Origin of the sequence: Mycobacterium sp. SMC-16, from assembly GCF_046250085.1 — a bacterium.
Classification (GTDB): domain Bacteria; phylum Actinomycetota; class Actinomycetes; order Mycobacteriales; family Mycobacteriaceae; genus Mycobacterium; species Mycobacterium phocaicum.
Window position 1 is genome coordinate 1701935 of the sequence record NZ_CP176427.1, and the last position, 22323, is coordinate 1724257.

Consider the following 22323-nt stretch of genomic DNA (forward strand, 5'->3'; position numbering starts at 1 on the left):
AAGCCCCCGCTTCCCGGCGGGGGCTTTTGCGTATCACGGCTACCGGACGATGCGGTCCGGCCGGGTGTAGACGTTCATCGACTCGCCGCGGAGGAAGGCCACCAACGTGAGCCCGGCCTGGCTGGCCAGGTCGACGGCCAACGACGACGGCGCGGATACGGCCGCCAGCAGCGGGATGCCGGCCATGACCGCCTTCTGCGTCAGTTCGAACGACGCCCGGCCGCTCACCAGCAGGACGGTGCCGGTCAGCGGAACGCGGCCCTGCTCCAGCGCCCACCCGATCGCCTTGTCCACCGCGTTGTGCCGCCCGATGTCCTCGCGGGCGACGAACATCTCACCCTCGGCGCCGAACAGCGCGGCGGCGTGCAGCCCGCCGGTGCTGTTGAACACCTTCTGGGCTTGGCGCAGCTGCTGGGGCATCGCCGACAGGATGGCGTTGGTGACGGTGGTCGGGTCGTCACCGGGGGAGTAGTGGCTGACGGTCCGGACGGCGTCGATGGAAGCCTTGCCGCACACGCCGCACGACGAGGTGGTGTAGAAGTTGCGGGTCACGTCGACCGACGGCGGCGGGACGTGCGGCGGCAACATCACGTCGAGCACGTTGTAGGTGTTGCTGCCGTCTTCGGTGGCGCCGCGGCAGTAGGCGACGCGGGCGATGTCATCGCGGCGGGCGATCACGCCCTCGGTGAGCAGAAACCCTTGGGCGAGTTCGACATCCGAGCCCGGCGTCCGCATGGTGACGGTGAGGGGAGTGCCGTTGACCCGGATTTCCAGGGGCTCCTCGACAGCCAGGGTTTCCGGGCGGGAGACGGTGCCGCCGGCGGTGACGTGTTCGGCTCGGCGCCGTGCGGTTACCCGACCCACGACTGGTCCGATCCCCCGTCGCTGCGCTCGCCCCCTGGGACAAGCCTGATCACCACGGCCTTGGACACCGGCGTATTGGATTTGCGGGCAGTGTGGTCCAACGGGATCAAGGGATTGGTCTCCGGGTAGTAGGCCGCGGCATTGCCGACGGGTGTCGAATAGGGCACCACCAGAAAGTCTTTCGCGCGGCGCTCGTGGCCGTCGAATTCGGAGACCAGGTCGACGCGGCTGCCCTCGGCGAGACCGAGGGCAGCGATGTCGGCCGGGTTGACGAACACCACGCGCCGGCCGCCCTTGACGCCGCGATAGCGGTCGTCCAAGCCGTAGATGGTGGTGTTGTACTGGTCGTGGCTGCGCAGGGTCTGCAGTACCAGCCGGCCCTCGGGCACCGGCACCCATTCGACGGGTTCGACCGAGAAGTTGGCTTTGCCTGTGTGCGTGGGGAATTCGCGGGAGTCCCGGGGTGGGTGAGGCAGCTGGAAGCCATCCGGCTGACGGACCCGGGTGTTGTAGTCGGCGCATCCGGGAACCACGTCCGCGATGGCGTCGCGGATGCCGTCGTAGTCGGCGTTGAAGGCTTCCCACGGCACCGGGTGCGCCGGCCCGAGCAGGGTCCGGGCCAGTTGGCAGACGATCGCGACCTCACTGCGCACCTGGTCACTGGGCGGTGTCAGGCCGCCGCGCGACAGATGCACCATCGACATCGAATCCTCCACCGACACCACCTGTTTGCCGCCGGCCTGGAAATCCTTGTCGGTGCGGCCCAGAGTGGGCAGTATCAATGCGGTGCGGCCGTGAACGACATGGCTGCGATTGAGCTTCGTCGAAATCTGCACCGTGAGAGCGCAATTGCGCATGGCTGCGGCGGTGACGTCGGTGTCCGGGGTGGCCGAGGCGAAGTTGCCGCCCATCCCGATGAAGACCTTGGCGTGCCCGTCACGCATGGCCCGGATTCCGTCGACGGTGTCGTGACCGTGCTTGCGCGGTGAGGTGATGCCGAACCGGGCGTCCAGCGCGGCCAGGAACTCTTCGGGCATCTTCTCCCAGATGCCCATGGTCCGGTCGCCCTGCACGTTGGAATGGCCGCGCACGGGACACACGCCCGCACCGGGCTTTCCGATCATGCCGCGCATGAGAAGCAGGTTGGTGGCCTCGCCGATGGTGGCCACCGCGTGCTTCTGCTGCGTCAGGCCCATGGCCCAGCAGATGATGGTGCGCTCCGAGCGGATCAACGCGTCGGCGACCCGCTGCAACTGGTCCCGGCTGATGCCGCTGGCCGCGGTGACGGCATCCAGATCGACTGCGCGGGTGCGGCTTTCGTAGTCCGCGAAACCAGCGCAGTGCCGGTCGATGAAGTCGCGATCCAGTACGGTTCCGGGCGAACGGTTCTCGGCTTCCAGCAGGAGCCGGCCCAGACCGGCGAACAGCGCCATGTCGCCGCCGATGCGGATCTGTACGAACTCGTCGGCGATGGGCACGCCGTGGCCGATGACGCCGTGCACCTTCTGCGGATCCTTGAACCGCATGAGTCCGGCCTCGGGCAGGGGGTTGATCGCGATGATCGTGGCGCCCCGCGCTTTTGCCTTCTCCAGCACCGACAGCATGCGCGGGTGGTTGGTGCCCGGGTTCTGCCCGGCGATGACGATGCAGTCGGCGTGGATGACGTCGTCGACGGTGACCGAGCCCTTGCCGATGCCGATCGACTCGACGAGCGCGGTGCCCGACGACTCGTGGCACATGTTGGAACAGTCCGGCAGGTTGTTGGTGCCGAAACTGCGCGCGAGCAATTGGTAGAGGAACGCGGCCTCGTTGCTGGTGCGGCCGGAGGTGTAGAACAACGCCTCGTCGGGGTCGGCGAGGGCGTTGAGCTCGCGGGCGATCAGTGCGCACGCGTCGTCCCAGTCGATCGGGCGGTAATGGCTGTCGCCGGGCGCCAGCACCATCGGGTGGGTCAGGCGGCCCTGCTGGGACAGCCAGTATTCGGGCTTTTCGGCGAGTTCGGCGACCGGATGCCGGGCGAAGAATTCCGGGGTGACCCGGCGCCGCGTCGCTTCCTCGGCTACTGCCTTGGCGCCGTTCTCGCAGAACTCGGCGAGCTTGCGTCCGCCATGTTCCTCTGGCCACGCGCAACCCGGGCAGTCGAAACCGTGCCGCTGATTGATCCTGGTCAGTGTCTCGGCGGTGCGCAGCGGACCCATCTGCCGGAGCCCGCGCTGCATGCTGACCATCACGGCCTTGACTCCGGCGGCTTCGTGTTCGGCGCCGGTCACCGCTATGTCGTGTTCGTCGTAGGTGGCGTCGACATCGTGGCCGTCTCTGACGGTGGTCATCTCTCCAATCTAATCCGGGAAATCCGGGATTCAGGTCCGGAATGAGGCATCGGTCATCGGCATTTCAGATGCCCTGATAGGCGGCGCCTATCGCCGGTCGGTGCGGCGCCGGTGACCAGCACCACCCTGCAGGTGGGACCTAAGCCTCTACGCCCGTTATACGGGTGGGGGTACCTTTCAGGGGAACGCCTCAGATACCCCCACCCGCATTTCCGCGCCGTTGGAATAAGATACCCCAGGGGGTATATTGAATACCCATGAGGGTATAGCTCAAAGTGGTGCTACCCAACGAGGAGAAAGAAGCCGCTGATGATCCTGCAGCAGTATTACCTGGATTGCCTGTCGCACGCGTCCTACCTGATCGGTGACGAAACCACCGGGCGCGCAGTGGTTGTGGACCCGCAGCGCGATGTGGCCGGATACCTTGCCGATGCCGAAGGGCATGGGCTGACCATCGAATTGGTCATCGAGACGCACTTTCACGCAGACTTCCTCTCCGGTCACCTCGAGCTGGCGAAGGCCACCGGGGCCAAGATCGTCTACTCGTCGGTCGCCGAGACCGAGTTCGAGTCGACGGGTGTCGCCGACGGTGAGCGCTACGCGCTGGGCGACGTGACGCTCGAGTTCCGGCACACCCCCGGACACACTCCCGAGTCGATGAGCGTGGTGGTGTACGAGCATGCCGACGACCAGACGCCCTACGGCGTCATGACCGGGGACACGCTCTTCATCGGCGATGTCGGCCGCCCCGACCTGCTGGCCTCGATCGGTTTCACGCGAGAAGAACTGGCGGACAAGCTCTATGAGTCGCTGCACAACAAACTGATGACGCTGCCCGATGCGACCCGGGTGTACCCGGCGCATGGCGCCGGCTCGGCCTGTGGCAAGAACCTGTCGACCGACCTGTGGTCGACGATCGGTGATCAGAAGGCGACGAACTACGCGCTGCGCGCCACCGACAAGGCCTCGTTCATGAACCTCGTCACCGAGGGGCAGCCGCCCGCGCCGGGCTACTTCGTCTACGACGCGATCCTCAACCGCAAGGATCGCGAGCTGCTCGACGAGACGAAGCTGCCGTCGGCGCTGACCTACGAGCAGGCTCGTGCGGCGATCGACGCCGGCGCCGTCCTGGTGGACGGCCGTGGCCCCGAAGATTTCGCGCTGGGTCACCTGCGCGGCGCCGTCAACATCGGCCTGCAAGGCCGTTACGCGGAGTTCGCCGGTTCCGTCCTGCCGTCCGACGTCGACATCGTGCTGTTCACCGAGCCCGGTGAGGAGCTCGAGGGCAAGAACCGGCTCGCCCGGATCGGTTTCGACCGGGTGATCGGCTACGTGGCGGAGCCGTACGCGGCGTTGGTCGCCCACCAGGGTGACGTCCAGGTGGCCTCGCGGTTGACCGCCAAGGCTTTTGGCGAACGGGTCGCCGCGCTGCCGAACCTGCAGATCGTCGATGTCCGCAACCCCGGTGAGGTCGCTGCCGGGACCATTCCGAATGCCATCGGCATCCCGGTGGGTCAGTTGCCCGCGCGGCTCGGTGAGCTCGACCCCGCCAAACCGACCGTCGTCTACTGCGCCGGTGGGTACCGCTCGTCGGTCGCGGCAAGTCTGTTGCGGCGGAACGGATTCAACGACGTGAGTGACATCTTGGGTGGCTATGGCGCCTGGGCAGAAGCCGTCGAGAACGCCTGAAGACAGGAGAAATCACAGATATGACCAGCACTGCCAAGCACCAGATCGTGATTGTCGGCGGCGGCACCGCCGGCATCACGGTCGCGGCCCGGTTGCTGCGCAAGGGCTACACCGACGTCGCGGTCATCGAGCCGTCGGACAAGCACTACTACCAACCGCTGTGGACCCTTGTCGGCGGCGGACAGGCGCAGGCCGCCACGACCGAACGCGCCGAGTCCGCGGTGATGCCCAAGGGCGCAACGTGGATCCGGAACGCGGCGAGCGCCTTCGATCCCGACGCCAACACGGTCACCTGTGTCGACGGCGCCACCTACGAATACGACGCGCTCGTGGTCTGCCCGGGCATCCAACTCGATTGGGATCGCACCGAGGGGCTGGCGGAGACGCTGGGCCGGGACGGCGTCTCCTCGAACTATCGCTTCGACCTCGCACCGCGGACCTGGGATTTCATCCGGAACCTGCGGTCGGGTACGGCGGTGTTCACCGTGCCGTCCGGCGCCATCAAGTGTGCCGGCGCGCCGCAGAAGATCGCGTATTTGGCGTCCGACTACTGGCGGTCACAGGGCGTGCTCAAGGACATCGACGTCCACCTGGTCATGCCGGGCGCGCGGCCGTTCGGGATTCCCGCGATCGCGGACAGTCTCGACAAGGTGATCGCCGACTACGGCATCACCTTGCACACCAACTCCGAGGTGACTCTGGTCGACGCGGCGTCGCACAAGGTCGGCGTCACCAGTGTGGGGGAGGGTGGCACCGACGCCATGCTGCCCTACGACGTCCTGCACGCCGTGCCGCGCCAGTCCGCGCCGGACTGGATCAAACGCAGCGCGCTGTCGACGGGTGACGCCATGGGCTACGTCGACATCGACAAGCACACCATGCAGCACGTGCGGTACCCCAACGTCTTCAGCCTCGGTGACGCCGGTTCGTCGCCGAACTCGAAGACCGGCGCCGCGATCCGCAAGCAGGCCCCGGTGGTGGTCGAGAACATCGACTCCTTCTTGACCGGCCGTCCGCTGCGGGCGTCGTACGACGGCTATTCGTCGTGCCCGATCGTCACGTCGTCGGACGCGATGCTGCTCGCCGAGTTCGACTACGACCTCAACCTGAAGCCGTCGTTCCCGCTGCTCGATCCCGTCATCCCGCACCGGGCGTACTGGTACCTGAAGAAATACGGGCTGCCCTACATGTATTGGAATCTGATGCTGAAAGGCCTTGCCTAGCCGTGAATGTCGTTCTCGCCCTTGGCTTGGGCGCCGTCATCGGCGTCCTGCTCGGCCTGCTCGGCGGCGGCGGTTCCATTCTGGCGGTACCGGCGTTGGTCTATGTCCTGGGCCTGGGGTTCGAACAGGCGATTCCGTTGTCGCTGTTGGTCGTCGGCATCGCATCGGCGGTCGGCGCGTTGCCGAAGATACGGGCCGGGCACGTGCAGTGGCGGCTGGCCGCCATCTTCGCGGCCGCCGGCATCCCGGCAACGTTCGTCGGCAGTGCCATCGGCCGCCACTTGCCGCAACCGGTGCTCCTCGTCGGCTTCGCGGTGGTGATGGTGCTGGCCGGAGTCCGGATGCTGCAGGACGACGGCGGCACCGGTACCGCCTGCAGAGTGGGTGATTCGGGAATCAACTGGCGCCGCTGTGCCTCGAGGTCGATTCCTGCGGGTTTCCTCGTCGGCCTGCTCACCGGGCTCTTCGGTGTCGGCGGCGGCTTTCTGATCATTCCGGCGCTGGTGTTGTTGCTCGGGGTGGAGATGCCGGTCGCGATCGGTACTTCGCTGCTCATCATCGTCGCCAACTCTTTGGCGGGCCTGCTGTCCCATCTGGGCGGCACCAGCATCGACTGGACCATCGCCGCGGCGTTCGTCGGCACGGCGATCGCCGGTTCGCTGATCGCCGGCCACCTCGGGACCCGGCTCGACACCCGGCGGCTGCAGCATTGGTTTGCGTATCTCATCTTCGCGGTCGCCGCCTATGTGCTCATCGACACGGTCGTCGTGAGCTTTGTGTGACGTGATCAGCGGTGACTGCAAATCTTCACCGGACCGACATGTCGGCGCTCCGTCACGGGACGTGCGCGGTTGTCCAGCTTCTGGACAATGGCCGTATGGATACCGATACCGGTCGTGGTACGCCGGGTCGCCGCGCCTGGGCCGACCCGTTGGCGTTGGGGTTCCAGGCGCACCGGCAGTTGATGTTGCTACGCCTGCGGTGGCACGGCCGCCGTCTGGACACCCGTCCAGACGGCCAACCGGACTGACGCCTAATCTCTTGTGCCGCCGGGTATTTCCGATGCGGCGAAGCGCTAGCGCCGACGGCTACCGGGCGGTAACCGCTTCTTAGGAATTCCGGTCATCGGAACGTGATGAAAGCCACATTTTGACACGTGTCAAGTGTCTGCAATCGACTTGACGTGCGTCTTTAGGTGGGCGCTACCCGCCCCACATTGGCGCGTCCTGGCTAGTGCACCCTAAGAGAAGTGCAATAATCGGTACTAGCAGTGACATCAAAATTTTGGCGGCGCCGAGCTGGCGATCGTGAGCACCGCTTTGCGGCGTCTCCGGAAACAGTGCGACGGACTCCGAAACAGAGTGTGAAAGGCAGGCGTCGTGGGTCTTAACGACGGCGACAACGGCACCTCGCGGCAGAAGCTCGAGAAGGTGGTCATCCGCTTCGCTGGTGACTCCGGTGACGGTATGCAGCTGACCGGTGACCGGTTCACTTCGGAAGCCGCCCTCTTCGGCAATGACCTTGCGACGCAGCCGAACTACCCCGCCGAGATCCGCGCACCACAGGGCACCCTGCCCGGTGTGTCGTCGTTCCAGATCCAGATCGCGGATTACGACATCCTCACCGCCGGTGACCGCCCCGACGTGCTGGTCGCCATGAACCCGGCCGCGCTCAAGGCCAACGTCGCCGACCTGCCGCGCGGCGGCATGATCATCGCCAACTCCGACGAGTTCACCAAGCGCAACCTGGCCAAGGTCGGGTACGCGGAGAACCCGCTCGAGAACGACGAACTGTCCGAGTTCGTGGTCATCCCCGTGGCGATGACCACGCTGACCCTCGCCGCGGTCGAAGCCATCGGCGCGACCAAGAAGGACGGTCAGCGCGCCAAGAACATGTTCGGGCTCGGTCTGCTGTCGTGGATGTACGGCCGCGAGCTGGAGCACAGCGAGGCCTTCATCCGCGAGAAGTTCGCCCGCAAGCCCGAGATCGCCGAGGCCAACGTGCTGGCGCTCAAGGCCGGCTGGAACTACGGCGAGACCACGGAGGCCTTCGGCACCACCTATGAGGTGGCCCCGGCCAAGCTCAAGTCCGGTGAATACCGCCAGATCTCCGGCAACACCGCCATGGCGTACGGCATCGTCGCCGCCGGCCAGCTGGGTGACATCCAGGTGGTGCTCGGCACCTACCCGATCACCCCGGCGTCGGACATCCTGCACGAGCTGTCCAAGTACAAGCACTTCAACGTCATGACCTTCCAGGCCGAAGACGAGATCGCCGGCATCGGTGCCGCCATCGGCGCCTCGTACGGCGGCGCGCTCGGCGTGACCAGCACCTCGGGTCCCGGTGTCTCGCTGAAGTCCGAGGCCATCGGCCTCGCCGTCATGACGGAGCTGCCGCTGATCGTCATCGACGTGCAGCGCGGTGGCCCGTCCACCGGTCTGCCGACCAAGACCGAGCAGGCCGACCTGCTGCAGGCGCTGTACGGCCGCAACGGCGAGTCGCCCGTCGCGGTGCTGGCGCCGTGCTCGCCGTCGGACTGCTTCGACGTCGCCGTGGAAGCCGTGCGGATCGCCATCGCGTACCACACCCCGGTGATCATCCTGTCGGACGGCGCGATCGCCAACGGCTCCGAGCCGTGGCGCATCCCGGACATCAGCAGCTACCCGGCCATCGAGCACACGTTCGCCGAGCCGGGCAAGCCGTTCCAGCCGTACGCGCGTGACCCCGAGACGCTGGGTCGCCAGTTCGCCATCCCGGGTACCCCGGGACTGGAGCACCGCATCGGTGGTCTGGAAGCGGCCAACGGCTCCGGCAACATCTCCTACGAGCCCAAGAACCACGACCTCATGGTCCGGTTGCGGCAGCTCAAGATCGACGGCATCAAGGTGCCCGACCTCGAGGTCGACGACCCGAGCGGCGAAGCCGAACTGCTGATGCTCGGCTGGGGCAGCTCATACGGCCCGATCGGCGAGGCCTGCCGCCGCGCCCGGCGCAACGGCGTCAAGGTCGCGCACGCGCAGCTGCGCCACCTCAACCCGTTCCCGGCCAACCTCGAAGAGGTCCTGCGCAAGTACGACAAGGTCGTCGTGCCCGAGATGAACCTCGGCCAGCTGGCGCTGCTGCTGCGCGGCAAGTACCTGGTCGACGTCCAGTCGGTGACCAAGGTCGAGGGCATGGCGTTCCTGGCCGACGAGGTCGAGGGCATCATCAGCGCGGCGCTGGACGGATCGTTGCGCGAGAAGGAAACTGACAAGGCCAAGTTCGCACGGTTGGCAGCCGCCACCGTGGAAACCGGTGTGGGAGCAAACGCATGACGGATCTGATCGGTGCTGATCTGGGACTGACCGAAGCCCTCAGCAAGAATGCCCTGGTTCCGACCACGGACCAGCCGCAGAAGGGCAAGGACTTCACCAGCGACCAGGAGGTGCGCTGGTGCCCGGGCTGTGGTGACTACGTCATCCTCAACACCATCCGCAACTTCCTGCCGGAGCTGGGCCTGCGCCGCGAGAACATCGCGTTCATCAGCGGCATCGGCTGCTCCAGCCGGTTCCCGTACTACCTGGAGACCTACGGCTTCCACTCGATCCACGGTCGCGCCCCGACCATCGCCACCGGCCTGGCGCTGGCGCGTCCGGACCTCTCGGTGTGGGTCGTCACCGGTGACGGTGACTCGCTGTCGATCGGTGGTAACCACCTGATCCACGCACTGCGCCGCAACATCAACATCACGATCCTGCTGTTCAACAACCGGATCTACGGTCTGACCAAGGGCCAGTACTCGCCGACCTCCGAGGTCGGCAAGGTCACCAAGTCGACACCGATGGGCTCGCTGGACCAGCCGTTCAACCCCGTGTCGCTGGCGCTGGGTGCCGAGGCGACGTTCGTCGGCCGAGCGCTGGATTCCGACCGCAAGGGTCTGACCGAGGTTCTCAAGGGCGCGGCCGCCCACCGCGGTGCCGCCATCGTCGAGATCCTGCAGGACTGCCCGATCTTCAACGACGGCTCGTTCGACCCGCTGCGCAAGGAAGGCGCCGAGGACCGGCTGATCAACCTGGTGCACGGCGAGCCGATCGTCTTCGGTGCCGAGGGCGAGTTCTGCGTCACCAAGTCCGGTTACGGACTGGAGATCGGCAAGACCGCAGATGTGGACCCGTCGGACATCGTGGTGCACAACGCCAATCTCGATGACCCGGCCTACGCGTTCGCACTGTCGCGCCTGTCGGAGCAGAACCTCGAGCACACCGTGATGGGCATCTTCCGCTCGGTGAACCGGCCGACTTACGACGACGAAGCGCGTCAGCAGATCAGCTCTGCGATGGAATCCAAGGCGCACGACACCGCCGCTCTGCAATCCTTGCTGCGTGGCAAGGACACCTGGACTGTCGAAGACTGACGACGCATTGACCGAAGACGCCCCGCCGGCCGCAGTTGTATTGGCCGGCGGGGCGTCTCGTCGTATGGGGCGGGACAAGGCCACCGTGCGGTTCCGCGGGCCGGCGGGGGAGATCACGTTCGTCGAACAGGTCGTGAACACGCTGCGAGCGCGGTGCCCGCAGGTGTTCGTCATCGCCGCCCGCGGCCAGGCGCTGCCCGACCTGGACGCGGAAGTGCTGCGGGACGCGGCCCCTGGTGTCGGACCGCTGCTGGCCACCGCCCGCGGTCTGCGCGCCGCGGCCGACGCCGGGTATGAGCGCGCCTTCGTGTCCGCTGTGGACATGCCCTACCTGACTGTCGAGCTGATCGACGAGCTTGCCCACCATGCGGCACGGGTGGACGCCGACGTGGTGCTGCCCTGGGACGGTCGCGATCACTACCTGGCCGGCATCTACCGCACTGCCCTGGCCACCCGGGCCGACGAGCTGGTGGCGCACGGGCGGCGCAGCATGCGGGCCCTGGTTGACACCGTCGACACCCAGCGGGTGGTGATGGACCGGCAGCGGGCGCTGGTCAACGTCAACAGCCCGGACGATTTCGTCTGACACCTCAGCAAAGGCCCGCGGTCCGGCTGTGCATTCTTGAATTTCTCGCTTATTGGTGAATGCGAATTCATTGCATTGTCGTGCGGTGTGCTGAATTCGGAAACTTAGGGACGCAATTGGGGACAATTCACTCCTCGTTCTATTGAAGAACTTCAAAAGCGTTGTGGTGCAATGGATTCGGGCGCACGCGTCCAAGGGTGGTCGGTTAACGCTGCTCGAACCGTACGCATCGCGGGCATGAAAAGTCCTGATTGGCGCGGTATTGACTGGCCACATCGAGTCCGAGCGGGTTTGACGCGTCCGTCGGCAGCGAACAGCGACTCGCGGTGCGCCTGCATTTCACTGGGCGACACGCCGGAGGTTTAGCGCGGACACTGCGCAAATGTGGCGCTGACCTGCGACAACTGTGACTCGTGTGAATTCAATTCTGTGCGCCAGGCCACAATTTCATGGTGACGTCTATCACGGAATGTTGCTGAATTGTGATTTGTTAGGGGTGCTTTATATATCGCGTGACCTGCTTATGTTCCTCTCAGGTTGGGCCGTGATCTGGCTGTTATCTGGCTGGGATGGGTTCGACATTGCAGGTCGGATTCTTGCTACGGTCCTCGTACTGCTCCAAGAGAGCAAATAACTGAAAAACCATGAACCTGCGTGTGAGCGGGATCGCGGTGGGACCAGAGCAGATGGCCTGTTGCCCGTAGCGTCCGCCGGCCTTGAGCCCGGACCGATCAAACCGCCCCCGCTGTCGTGTCCGACCGAGACGACACGATCCAGCCCCCTACGCCTGCCCGGCAGGCAGCAGTTTGCACCGCCTATGCGCGGGCGATGTTTGGCGCGCGCTCGGCGAGAGGAACAACGTGAAGAACATCCGCACAACGCTTGGACTGGTTGCCGTTGCCGGGGCAGTTGCTGTGGCCCCGATGGTCATCGGTACCGGTACCGCGAATGCGGACGGCGGCCACAACTGGGACGCCGTTGCAGCCTGTGAGTCTGGTGGCAACTGGGCCATCAACACCGGCAACGGTTACTACGGCGGGCTGCAGTTCAACCTCGGCACCTGGCGTGCCAACGGCGGCTCGGGCATGCCCCACACCGCCAGCAAGGACGAGCAGATCCGAGTCGCCGAGAACGTCGCCGCCCGTCAGGGCATGGGCGCTTGGCCGGTCTGCGGCCGTCGCGGCTGAGAGCCGTACGACGAGCAAGGCAAACAAAGGGTGTCGGACCACACGGTCCGGCACCCTTTGTCGTTGTGGCCGGCCGGGCACAACCGTCACTTGATGAAACTATGGGGGCATGGCGACGCACGACATCGCGACCGGCCTCGGCGCCCTGCAGGTCCACGTCAGCGGCTCCGGCGACCCGATTCTCCTGATGCCCAGCCTCCTGACCGACCACACGCTGTACGCCGCGCAGGTGGCGCACTTCTCCGGCCGGTACACCACCATCGCGATCGACCCGCCAGGACAGGGGCGCAGCGAGCCGCTGCGCAGTCCTTTCACCTTCGAGGCCAGTGCGCGGGCATATGTGGACGTCCTGGACGCGCTGGGGCTGCCGTGGGCGCACCTGGTCGGCAATTCGTGGGGCGCCATGATCGGCGGCACGATCTCGGCGACGTTTCCGGAACGGGTCGGATGCGCGGTACTGCTCAACGGCACGGCGTCGGAGGGCCCCAGATGGGACCGTCTGCAGCTCGCGCTCGCGGCCCGGATGACCCGGCTGGCCGGGAGCCCGCTCTTCGTGCGGTCGACGGTCGTGCCGCGATTCCTCGGGAAGACCACCCGCCGCCAGCGTCCCGACCTGGTCGACGGACTGGTGACGATGATCACGGGCAACGAGGCCCGGTCGGCCAGCTTCGCGGTGGAGAGCATCGTCGTCAGGCGTCCCGACCAGCACGCGCTGTTCGGCCGCATCAACACCCCGACCATGGTCGTCGCCGGTCGCGAGGACGCGAGCTTTCCCGTTGCCGAAGTGCGCCGGATGGCCGAGGCGATTCTCGGCTCGGAGCTGGTGGTCCTGGACCACGTGGGGCACCTGGCCGCCTATGAGGCGCCCGACACCGTCAACGCGCTGATCGACGACTTCCTCGACCGCCACCGCGGGAAATAACAGCATGAGGCCGCGGTCCCTGGTGTGCTAACAACGGAGCATGGCCCTGACTCCGTCCGATGACCTGGATGCGTACCTCTCTCTACCCCGGGTGTCCGGGCTCGCCGTCTCGCCGGACGGCCACCGCGTCGTGACGCTGATCAGCGAACTCAACGACAAGGGCACCGAATTCGTCACCGCGGCTTGGGAACTCGATCCCGACGGTCAGCAGGAGGCGCGCCGGCTGACGTACGGGCCCAAGGGGGAGTCGCAACCGGCTTTCACCGCGGCAGGTGACCTGCTGTTCGTCGCGGCGCGTCCCACCGATACCGACGACGACCCAGCCGCGGCGTTATGGCGGTTGCCGGCGAAAGGCGGTGAAGCGCAACGGGTTCTCGAACTGGCGGGCGGCGTCAGCGCGGTGCACGCCGCCCGTGCCGCCGACGTCGTGGTGGTGACGGCGCCGCTGCTCCCGTCGGCCGCCACGCCCGACGATGACAAGCGACTGCGCGTCCTCCGCAAGGACAAGAAGGTGTCGGCGATACTGCACGCCGGCTACCCGGTGCGGCACTGGGACCACGACCTCGGCCCGGATCACGCACACCTCCTCCGGGTCGAATCGGGTGCGGCCCAAGACATTACACCGCAGCCGGGGATGGCGCTGAACGAGGCCTCCGTCGACCTCAGCGCGGACGGCAGCTTCGCCGTCGCCTCCTGGGAGGTGCCTGCGGCGGGAGCCGCGCTGCGCAGCGTGCTGGTCCGCATCGACATTGCCACGGGGGAGCGCACCGTGATCGCCGACGACCCGGCCGCGGACCTGGGTCGCCCGGCGATCTCGCCCGACGGCAACACCGTCGCGTACCTGCGGGAGACGCACTCGACACCGGAGCAGGCGCCGCGAATCACCCTGTGCAGACAGGCCTTCGGTGGCGAGCCGGTGGAACTCGCAGCCCACTGGGACCGCTGGCCGGCATCGGTGACCTGGTCGCACGACGGCTCGACGTTGCTGGTCACCGCGGATGACAACGGCCGGGCGCCCATCTTCGCCGTCGACCCGTCGAGTGGCGCGGTGACCCAGTTGACGCACGACGACTTCGCGTACGGCGAGGTGCGGCCCGTGCCCGGTGGTGCACTGTATGCCCTGCGCAGCAGTTACCTGACCCCGCCGCACCCGGTCCGCCTCGACGCCGACGGATCCGTCACCGTGCTGCCGTGCGTCGAATTCCCGGAGCTGCCAGGTGAACTCGTCGACCTGACGACAACCGCGGACGACGGTACGCCGGTTCGTTCCTGGTTGACCCTGCCGGCCGGCGACGCCCCCGCGCCGCTGCTGCTGTGGGTGCACGGCGGGCCGCTGGGCAGCTGGAACACCTGGCACTGGCGGTGGAATCCCTGGCTGCTCACCGCGCTCGGTTATGCGGTGTTGATGCCGGACCCGGCGCTGTCCACCGGTTACGGTCAGGACTTCATCCAGCGCGGCTGGGGCGCTTGGGGTTTCGCGCCGTACACCGATCTGATGGCGGCCGTCGACGAGGCGTGCGCGCATCCGCGCATCGACGCCGGCCGGATCGCCGCCATGGGTGGCTCGTTCGGTGGTTACATGGCCAACTGGATCGCCGGGCACACCGACCGGTTCGCCGCGATCGTCACACACGCCAGCCTTTGGGCGCTCGACCAGTTCGGGCCGACGACCGATGGTGCCTACTGGTGGGCCCGCGAGATGACACCCGAGATGGCCGAACGCAATTCACCGCATCTGCACGTCGAGAACATCACGACCCCGATGCTGGTGATCCACGGTGACAAGGACTACCGCGTGCCGATCGGTGAAGGCCTGCGGTTGTGGAACGACCTGCTGACCCGGTCCGGGCTGCCGGCCGATGACGCCGGCGCCACCGCGCACCGCTACCTCTACTACCCGTCCGAAGGGCACTGGATCGCCGCGCCGCAGCACGCCAAGATCTGGTACCAGGTGGTGGCGGCGTTCCTGTCCGAGCACGTGCTGAAGGTGACGGTCGACCTGCCGGAGATGCTTGGTTAGGTTTGCAGCATGACCGCACCGCAGCGCGAATTCGACATCGTTCTCTATGGCGCCACCGGCTTCGTCGGGAAGCTGACCGCCCAATACCTCGCAGAGAACGGAGGGCAGGCGCGGATCGCGCTCGCGGGCCGGTCGATGGACAAACTGGCCGCGGTCCGGGATTCGCTCGGCGCGGCCGGCCAGACCTGGGGATTGATCCAGGCCGACGCGTCGTCACAGCACACCCTCGATGCCATGGCCGAACGGACCCGGGTGGTCGTCACCACCGTCGGTCCGTACCTCAAATACGGGCTGCCGCTCGTGGCGGCGTGTGCCGCGGCCGGTACCGACTACGCCGACCTCACAGGCGAGAGCCTGTTCATCCGGGAGAGCATCGACCTGTTCCACAAGCAGGCCGCCGACACCGGCGCCCGCATCGTGCACTCGTGCGGATTCGATTCCATCCCTTCGGATCTCACCGTCTACGCGCTGTACAAGGCGGCGGAGGCGGACGGCGCCGGCGAGCTCACCTACACCGACTACGTGCTCCGCGGATTCTCCGGCGGGGTCTCGGGCGGCACCGTCGCATCGATGCTCGAGCTGTTCTCGCGGACGTCCGGTGACGAGGAACTGCGCCAGGCCATGCTGGACCCCTACACGCTGACCACCGATCGAGGTGCCGAGCCGGACCTGGGCCACCAAACCGACACCCCGTGGCGCCGGGGCCGCGACATCGCCCCCGAACTCGCCGGGACCTGGACCGGGGCCTTCGTCATGGCCGTGGCCAACACCCGCATCGTGCGCCGCAGCAATGCGCTGCTGGACTGGGAGTACGGCCGCCGGTTGCGGTACTCGGAGCACATGAGCCTGGGCTCGTCGCCCATCGCCCCGGTGGCCTCGGCGCTGGGCACCGCGGCCAACGCCGCCGTCATGAACCTCGGCAGCCGATTCTTCAACAAGCTGCCCCGCGGGCTGATCGACCGCGTCGTGCCGAAACCCGGCACGGGTCCCAGTGAGCAGGCGCGGGACAAGGGCCACTATCGCGTCGAGACGTACACACGCACCAACAGCGGTGCCCGGTACCGCTCGGTCATGGCGCAGCAGGGCGATCCCGGCTACAAGGCCACCGCGGTGCTGCTGGGGGAGAGCGGGCTGGGACTGGCCCTCGATCGCGACCGGCTGTCGGATTTGACGGGTGTCCTGACACCGGCTGCCGCGATGGGCGACGTGCTGATGACGCGGCTGCCGGCCGCCGGCGTCACGTTCGAAACCGAGGCGCTGGGGAGCTGATTCGCGCAGCGAGCGTGGAAGTGCTGTGCCTCGTCGCCGACCCGGCTAGTGTCGGCGGCGAGGTTTCACACACATCCCGGGGACATGAGGTGGAAAGCCATGGCTGGTCTTGACGAACTGCTCAATCAGATTCCGACACAAGAGATTGCGGCCAAGCTCGGCGCTGATGAAGGGGAGGTGAACAGCGCCGTACAACAACTGGTGCCGCTGCTGGTCGGCGGTCTGCAGCACAACGCGGAGGATCCGGATACCGCGGCCGGCATCGAGAACGACGCCGCCGACCACGCGGCGAGCGGGCTGCTCGACGGTGGCGTGACGGTCGACCAGGTCAACCAGGACCAGGGCGCCGACGCCATCGCGAAGATCTTCGGCGGCAACGACAGCGGCCAGGTCGCGTCGGCGCTCGCCGGCGGTGGCGCGGGTAACAGTGAGCTGATCCAGAAGCTGCTGCCGATCCTGGCGCCCATCGTGCTGGCCTACATCGGCAAGCAGCTGACCGGCGGTGGCGGCGCGGCCTCGACGCCCGCGGCGTCCGGCGGCGGTCTCGGCGACGTGCTGGGCAACATCCTCGGCGGCGCGCTGAGTGGCAACAAAGCGGGCGGCAACACGAACTCCGGTGACAACCCGCTCGGCAGCATCCTGGGCAGCGTCCTCGGCGGCGGCGGTAACCAGGGCGCCGGCGGCGTGCTCGGCAGTGTCCTCGGCGGGTTGTTCGGCAACAAGAAGTAGGCCCGGGCTTCCTTCTCGCGACCAGACATAAAACTGTCCACTGCCAGGTGATTTAGGGCAGTTTTACGTCTGCTCACGGGGTTTACCTAGAATTGGCCGGTGACTGCCAGCGATACGCCTGATCCCGCGACCGTGACTGCGGCCTCCGATGCGGAAACAGCCCTGTCCAAAACGTGGGATCCGAGCGCGGTAGAAGCTGACATGTACCAGGGCTGGGTCGACGCCGGGTACTTCACCGCCGACCCGACCAGCGACAAGCCGCCGTACTCGATCGTGCTGCCGCCGCCCAACGTCACCGGCAGCCTGCACATGGGCCATGCGCTCGACCACACCCTGATGGACGCGCTGACACGCCGGAAGCGCATGCAGGGCTACGAGGTGCTGTGGCTGCCCGGCATGGACCACGCCGGTATCGCCACGCAGACCCTGGTCGAGAAGCAGCTCGCCGCCGGCGGCAAGACCAAGGAAGACTTCGGCCGCGAGGGCTTCGTGGAGAAGGTCTGGGAGTGGAAGCGCGAGTCCGGCGGCACCATCGGCGGCCAGATGCGTCGCCTGGGCGACGGCGTCGACTGGAGCCGGGACCGGTTCACCATGGACGAAGGCCTGTCGCGCGCCGTCCGCACCATCTTCAAGCGGCTGTTCGACGCCGGCCTGATCTACCGCGCCGAACGGCTCGTGAACTGGTCGCCGGTGCTGGAGACCGCGATCTCCGACCTCGAGGTGAAGTACGACGACGTCGAGGGCGAGTTGGTCTCGTTCCGCTACGGCTCGATGAACGACGCCGAGCCACACCTGGTCGTGGCCACCACGCGACTCGAGACGATGCTCGGTGACACCGCCATCGCGGTGCATCCCGACGACGAGCGCTACCGCGCGCTGGTCGGCAAGACGCTGCCGCACCCCTTCCTGGACCGCGACATCATCATCGTCGCCGACGAGCACGTCGACCCCGAATTCGGCACGGGTGCAGTCAAAGTCACGCCGGCCCACGATCCCAACGACTTCGAGATCGGCCTGCGACACAACCTGGCGATGCCCACCATCATGGACACCAAGGGCGCCATCGCCGGTACCGGAACCGAATTCGACGGTATGGACCGCTTCGAGGCCCGCGTCAAGGTGCGCGAGAAGCTGGCCGGCGAGGGCCGGATCGTCGCCGAGAAGCGGCCCTACCTGCACAGCGTCGGGCACTCCGAGCGCAGCGGTGAGGCCATCGAGCCGCGGCTGTCCATGCAGTGGTGGGTCAAGGTGGAATCGCTGGCCAAGGCCGCCGGTGACGCAGTTCGTAACGGCGACACCGTGATTCACCCGACCAGTCTCGAACCGCGCTGGTTCGCCTGGGTCGACGACATGCACGACTGGTGCATCTCCCGTCAGCTGTGGTGGGGACACCGCATCCCGATCTGGCACGGCCCGGACGGCGAGACGGTCTGCGTCGGCCCGGACGAGGAGCCGCCGGCCGGCTGGGAGCAGGACCCCGACGTGCTCGACACGTGGTTCTCGTCCGCGCTGTGGCCGTTCTCGACCATGGGCTGGCCGGAGAAGACGCCGGAGCTCGAGAAGTTCTATCCCACAACGGTTCTGGTCACCGGCTACGACATCCTGTTCTTCTGGGTGGCCCGCATGATGATGTTCGGCACGTTCGTCGCCGACGACCCGGTGCTCGACGGAGCGAAGGTGCCCTTCGAGAACGTCTTCCTGCACGGCCTGATCCGGGACCAGTTCGGCCAGAAGATGAGCAAGTCCAAGGGCAACGGCATCGACCCGCTGGACTGGGTCGAGATGTTCGGCGCCGACGCGCTGCGCTTCACCCTGGCCCGCGGCGCCAGCCCGGGCGGCGACCTGTCCATCGGTGAGGACCACGCCCGCGCGTCCCGCAACTTCGCGACCAAGCTGTTCAACGCAACACGTTTCGCGATGATGAACGGTGCGGCACCCGCTGCGCTGCCCGACGCTGCCGAACTCACCGACGCCGACCGCTGGATTCTGGGCCGGTTGGAAGAGGTCCGCGTCGAGGTCGACAACACGCTGGACCGTTACGAATTCAGCCGGGCCTGCGAGGCGCTGTACCACTTCGCGTGGGACGAGTTCTGTGACTGGTACCTGGAGCTCGCGAAAGCCCAACTGTTCGAAGGCGGTTCGCGCACCGAGCACACCAAGGCTGTGCTGGCCGCGGTGCTCGACGTGCTGCTCAAGCTGCTGCACCCCGTGATGCCGTTCGTCACCGAGGCGCTGTGGAAGTCGCTGACCGGTGGGGAGTCGGTGGTCATCGCCGAGTGGCCGCAGGCCTCCGGTGTCGCGCTCGACCAGGTCTCCGCGCAGCGGATCACCGACATGCAGAAGCTGATCACCGAGGTGCGCCGGTTCCGCAGCGACCAGGGCCTCAACGACCGGCAGAAGGTGCCCGCCCGCCTGGTCGGCATCAGTGAAGCCGACCTGGACGCCCAGGTGGCCGCGGTGACGTCGCTGGCCTGGCTGACCGAACCGGCCGGCGACTTCAACCCGTCCGCGGCCGTGGAGGTCCGGCTGTCCAAGGGCACCGTCGTCGTCGAGGTGGACACCTCGGGCACGGTCGACGTCGCCGCCGAGCGGCGCCGGCTCGAGAAGGACCTGGCTGCCGCGCAGAAGGAACTCGCCCAGACCGCAGGCAAATTGGGCAACGAGGCGTTCCTCGCGAAGGCGCCCGAGGACGTCGTTGCCAAGATCAAAGCCCGTCAGCAGCTGGCCACCGAAGAGGTCGACCGGATCAACGCCCGGCTGGCCGGCCTGCCGTCCGCATGAGCACGCCGACACCTGACGAGATCGCCGAACTGCTGCAGGTCGAGTATCTGCTCGACCAGCGGTGGCCGGAAACGAAGATCGAACCGAGCACGGTCCGCATCAAGGCGCTGCTGGAGATGCTGGGCTCCCCGCAGCGCGGGTACCCGAGTATCCATGTGGCCGGCACCAACGGCAAGACCTCGGTCACCCGGATGATCGACGCGCTGCTGACGGCGTTCTCGCGGCGCACCGGCCGCACGACCAGCCCGCACCTGCAGGCCGCCACCGAGCGCATCGCGATCGACGGAAAGCCCATCAGCCCAGCGCAATACGTCTCCACGTACACGGAAATCGAACCGTTCGTGGAGATCGTCGACCGCCAGTCGGAGGCCGGTGAGCTGGGCGAACCCGGCCCCAAGATGAGCAAGTTCGAGGTGCTCACCGCCATGGCTTTCGCGGCGTTCGCCGACGCGCCCGTGGACGTCGCGGTCATCGAAACCGGTTTGGGCGGACGGTGGGATGCCACCAACGTCGTCGACGCGCCGGTCGCGGTCATCACCCCGATCGGCATGGACCACACCGACTATCTCGGCGACACCATCGCCGCCATCGCGGGGGAGAAGGCGGGCATCATCGCGCGTCAGCAGCCCGACCTGGTGCCCGCGGGCACCGACCCCAGCACCGTCGCCGTGATCGCCCGCCAGGTTCCCGAGGCGATGGAAGTGCTGATGGCACAGGCGGTTACGGCCGATGCCGCTGTGGCGCGCGAGGACTCCGAGTTCGCCGTGCGGGGCCGGCAGGTCGCCGTCGGCGGGCAGCTGCTGGAACTGCAGGGCCTCGGCGGCGTCTACTCCGACATCTTCCTGCCGCTGCACGGCGAGCATCAGGCGCACAATGCCGTCCTGGCGCTGGCCGCGGTCGAGGCGTTCTTCGGTGCCGGAGCCGACCGTCAGCTCGACGTCGACACCCTCCGCCAGGGCTTCGCCGCGGTGACCAACCCCGGTCGCCTCGAGCGGATGCGCAGTGCGCCAACGGTGTTCATCGATGCCGCCCACAATCCGGCCGGCGCCGCCGCACTCGCCGACGCGCTGCAGACGGAGTTCGAATTCCGGTTCCTGGTCGGCGTCATCTCGGTCATGGCGGACAAGGACGTCGCCGGCATCCTGACGGCGCTCGAGCCCGCGTTCGATCTGGTGGTGGTGACCCACAACGGGTCGCCGCGCGCCATGGACACCGAAACGCTGGCGTCCCTGGCCGAGGAGACGTTCGGGCCTGAACGCGTCGTCACCGCGCCGAACCTGCCCGACGCCATCGAGGCGGCGACGGCGTTGGTGGAGGAGTCGGGCAACGACGGCTCGTCGGACGGCTTCTCGGGTGCGGGCATGGTGATCACCGGTTCGGTCGTGACGGCCGGCGCGGCTCGTACCCTGTTCGGAAAGGACCCGGCATGACGGCCCCGAACCAGCCCGACCCGTGGAAGAGCTTCCGCGGCGTGATGGCGGGCACCCTGATCCTGGAAGTCATCGTGGTGCTGCTGGCGTTGCCGGTCGTGTCGGTGTTCCATGGCGGGCTGACGCCCGTCAGCAGCGGCTATCTCATCGGCATGGCGATCGTCCTGGCCTTGATGTCGGGGATGCAGGGCCGGTCCTGGGCGCTGTGGGCCAACATCGGGATGCAGTTCGTGCTGATCCTCGGTGCGTTCATCGACGTGACCATCGGCATCGTCGGCATCATCTTCCTGCTCGTCTGGGTCCTCATCGCCTACCTTCGGTCCGAGGTCAAGCGCCGCCAGGACCGCGGCCTGCTGCCCGGCCAGCAGTGAGTTCCGCCCGGATCGCCCGATTCGGTTACTGACTAGTACGCTGTCCGCCGTGACTGAGCAGACCCTTGTTTTGATCAAGCCCGACGGCGTCAAGCGCAACCTGATCGGCGAAATCATCAGCCGGATCGAGCGCAAGGGCCTGACCTTCGCTGCGCTTGAGCTGAAGACCGTCAGCGTCGAGCTGGCTACCAAGCACTACGCCGAGCACGAGGGCAAGCCCTTCTTCGGTGACCTGCTGGAATTCATCACCTCCGGCCCGGTTGTGGCCGCCATCGTCGAGGGCCCGCGGGCCGTGGCCGCCTTCCGGCAGATCGCCGGCGGCACCGACCCGGTGGAGAAGGCCGCGACCGGCACCATCCGTGGTGACCTGGCCCTGGTCACCCAGGACAACCTGGTGCACGGCTCGGATTCTCCGGAGTCCGCGGCGCGCGAAATCGCCCTCTGGTTCCCCGGTAACTGACACTGTGGGCCGCCGGTAGCTGAGCTACCGGCGGCACCTCGTCGGAGATTGGCCGACGATGTGGGATAC

Annotated in this window: 17 protein-coding genes and 1 pseudogene; 16 read left to right on the forward strand and 2 right to left on the reverse strand. The window is 67.0% G+C overall.

All coding sequences use genetic code 11. The features are described 5' to 3' along the window. Positions 1-39 precede the first annotated feature (39 nt). Both fdhD and ACJEIK_RS08275 read right to left on the reverse strand, forming a co-directional pair. Positions 40-864: a formate dehydrogenase accessory sulfurtransferase FdhD gene (gene fdhD / locus ACJEIK_RS08270; RefSeq protein ID WP_061009384.1), complete on the reverse strand. Its 825-nt coding sequence runs from the start codon at positions 862-864 to the stop codon at positions 40-42. Further along, positions 852-3194, reverse strand: coding sequence for an FdhF/YdeP family oxidoreductase (locus ACJEIK_RS08275; RefSeq protein ID WP_409431328.1), 2343 nt, complete (start codon positions 3192-3194; stop codon positions 852-854). Before ACJEIK_RS08275 ends, fdhD begins: the two co-directional genes overlap by 13 nt. 309 nt (positions 3195-3503) lie before the next feature. Here ACJEIK_RS08275 and ACJEIK_RS08280 point away from each other — a divergent pair, with 309 nt between their 5' ends. The 16 genes and pseudogenes from ACJEIK_RS08280 to ndk all read left to right on the forward strand — a co-directional run bounded on the left by ACJEIK_RS08280 (position 3504) and on the right by ndk (position 22254). Beyond that, positions 3504-4883: an MBL fold metallo-hydrolase gene (locus tag ACJEIK_RS08280; RefSeq protein WP_409431329.1), complete on the forward strand. Its 1380-nt coding sequence runs from the start codon at positions 3504-3506 to the stop codon at positions 4881-4883. Between the two features lie 20 nt (positions 4884-4903). Next, positions 4904-6106: an FAD-dependent oxidoreductase gene (locus tag ACJEIK_RS08285; protein ID WP_409431330.1), complete on the forward strand. Its 1203-nt coding sequence runs from the start codon at positions 4904-4906 to the stop codon at positions 6104-6106. A gap of 2 nt (positions 6107-6108) precedes the next feature. Further along, a complete protein-coding gene (locus ACJEIK_RS08290; RefSeq protein WP_409431331.1) occupies positions 6109-6888 on the forward strand; it encodes a sulfite exporter TauE/SafE family protein in 780 nt (259 codons plus the stop codon). Positions 6889-6983: 95 nt separating this feature from the next. Then, positions 6984-7136, forward strand: a complete 153-nt coding sequence (locus tag ACJEIK_RS08295; RefSeq protein ID WP_020102196.1) for a hypothetical protein — start codon at positions 6984-6986, stop codon at positions 7134-7136. A gap of 349 nt (positions 7137-7485) precedes the next feature. Next, positions 7486-9420, forward strand: a complete 1935-nt coding sequence (locus tag ACJEIK_RS08300; protein WP_061002839.1) for a 2-oxoacid:acceptor oxidoreductase subunit alpha — start codon at positions 7486-7488, stop codon at positions 9418-9420. Continuing rightward, positions 9417-10499: a 2-oxoacid:ferredoxin oxidoreductase subunit beta gene (locus ACJEIK_RS08305; protein ID WP_061002842.1), complete on the forward strand. Its 1083-nt coding sequence runs from the start codon at positions 9417-9419 to the stop codon at positions 10497-10499. The genes ACJEIK_RS08300 and ACJEIK_RS08305 overlap by 4 nt, the downstream gene beginning before the upstream one ends. A 64-nt stretch (positions 10500-10563) precedes the next feature. After that, on the forward strand, positions 10564-11085 hold the full coding sequence (gene mobA, locus ACJEIK_RS08310) for a molybdenum cofactor guanylyltransferase (protein ID WP_061002843.1): 522 nt from the start codon (positions 10564-10566) through the stop codon (positions 11083-11085). Positions 11086-12050: 965 nt separating this feature from the next. Continuing rightward, positions 12051-12272, forward strand: a pseudogene (locus ACJEIK_RS08315) (transglycosylase family protein); the annotation flags it as partial. A 109-nt stretch (positions 12273-12381) separates the two neighbouring features. Continuing rightward, the gene (locus ACJEIK_RS08320) at positions 12382-13194 is read left to right on the forward strand and encodes an alpha/beta fold hydrolase (RefSeq protein ID WP_061002845.1); all 813 of its coding nucleotides are present in this window, start codon (positions 12382-12384) and stop codon (positions 13192-13194) included. A 40-nt stretch (positions 13195-13234) separates the two neighbouring features. Then, complete coding sequence (locus tag ACJEIK_RS08325) at positions 13235-15214, forward strand: prolyl oligopeptidase family serine peptidase (protein WP_061002848.1); 1980 nt, start codon at positions 13235-13237, stop codon at positions 15212-15214. A gap of 9 nt (positions 15215-15223) precedes the next feature. Then, positions 15224-16483, forward strand: coding sequence for a trans-acting enoyl reductase family protein (locus ACJEIK_RS08330; protein ID WP_061002850.1), 1260 nt, complete (start codon positions 15224-15226; stop codon positions 16481-16483). Between the two features lie 99 nt (positions 16484-16582). After that, on the forward strand, positions 16583-17212 hold the full coding sequence (locus ACJEIK_RS08335; protein ID WP_409431332.1) for a DUF937 domain-containing protein: 630 nt from the start codon (positions 16583-16585) through the stop codon (positions 17210-17212). Between the two features lie 99 nt (positions 17213-17311). Next, positions 17312-19993 (forward strand): valine--tRNA ligase, encoded by a 2682-nt coding sequence (locus ACJEIK_RS08340; RefSeq protein WP_409431333.1) that lies wholly within the window; start codon positions 17312-17314, stop codon positions 19991-19993. Further along, positions 19990-21423 carry a bifunctional tetrahydrofolate synthase/dihydrofolate synthase gene (folC, locus tag ACJEIK_RS08345; RefSeq protein WP_064859760.1) on the forward strand — a complete coding sequence of 478 codons (1434 nt, stop codon included), beginning with the start codon at positions 19990-19992 and terminating at the stop codon, positions 21421-21423. Before ACJEIK_RS08340 ends, folC begins: the two co-directional genes overlap by 4 nt. Further along, positions 21420-21794, forward strand: a complete 375-nt coding sequence (locus ACJEIK_RS08350; RefSeq protein ID WP_064859759.1) for a DUF4233 domain-containing protein — start codon at positions 21420-21422, stop codon at positions 21792-21794. Before folC ends, ACJEIK_RS08350 begins: the two co-directional genes overlap by 4 nt. A gap of 49 nt (positions 21795-21843) precedes the next feature. Then, positions 21844-22254 carry a nucleoside-diphosphate kinase gene (gene ndk / locus ACJEIK_RS08355; RefSeq protein WP_061002858.1) on the forward strand — a complete coding sequence of 137 codons (411 nt, stop codon included), beginning with the start codon at positions 21844-21846 and terminating at the stop codon, positions 22252-22254. Positions 22255-22323 lie beyond the last annotated feature (69 nt).

What these genes read in the sequence shown, in the direction of transcription:
- ACJEIK_RS08335 (WP_409431332.1), top strand. Translation starts at nt 16,583, where the DNA reads ATGGCTGGTCTTGACGAACTGCTCAATCAGATTCCGACACAAGAGATT.
- ACJEIK_RS08330 (WP_061002850.1), top strand. Translation starts at nt 15,224, where the DNA reads ATGACCGCACCGCAGCGCGAATTCGACATCGTTCTCTATGGCGCCACC.
- ACJEIK_RS08305 (WP_061002842.1), top strand. Translation starts at nt 9,417, where the DNA reads ATGACGGATCTGATCGGTGCTGATCTGGGACTGACCGAAGCCCTCAGC.
- ACJEIK_RS08285 (WP_409431330.1), top strand. Translation starts at nt 4,904, where the DNA reads ATGACCAGCACTGCCAAGCACCAGATCGTGATTGTCGGCGGCGGCACC.
- folC (WP_064859760.1), top strand. Translation starts at nt 19,990, where the DNA reads ATGAGCACGCCGACACCTGACGAGATCGCCGAACTGCTGCAGGTCGAG.
- mobA (WP_061002843.1), top strand. Translation starts at nt 10,564, where the DNA reads ATGGGGCGGGACAAGGCCACCGTGCGGTTCCGCGGGCCGGCGGGGGAG.
- ACJEIK_RS08280 (WP_409431329.1), top strand. Translation starts at nt 3,504, where the DNA reads ATGATCCTGCAGCAGTATTACCTGGATTGCCTGTCGCACGCGTCCTAC.
- ACJEIK_RS08325 (WP_061002848.1), top strand. Translation starts at nt 13,235, where the DNA reads ATGGCCCTGACTCCGTCCGATGACCTGGATGCGTACCTCTCTCTACCC.
- ACJEIK_RS08320 (WP_061002845.1), top strand. Translation starts at nt 12,382, where the DNA reads ATGGCGACGCACGACATCGCGACCGGCCTCGGCGCCCTGCAGGTCCAC.
- ACJEIK_RS08275 (WP_409431328.1), bottom strand. Translation starts at nt 3,194, where the DNA reads ATGACCACCGTCAGAGACGGCCACGATGTCGACGCCACCTACGACGAA.
- ACJEIK_RS08295 (WP_020102196.1), top strand. Translation starts at nt 6,984, where the DNA reads ATGGATACCGATACCGGTCGTGGTACGCCGGGTCGCCGCGCCTGGGCC.
- ACJEIK_RS08350 (WP_064859759.1), top strand. Translation starts at nt 21,420, where the DNA reads ATGACGGCCCCGAACCAGCCCGACCCGTGGAAGAGCTTCCGCGGCGTG.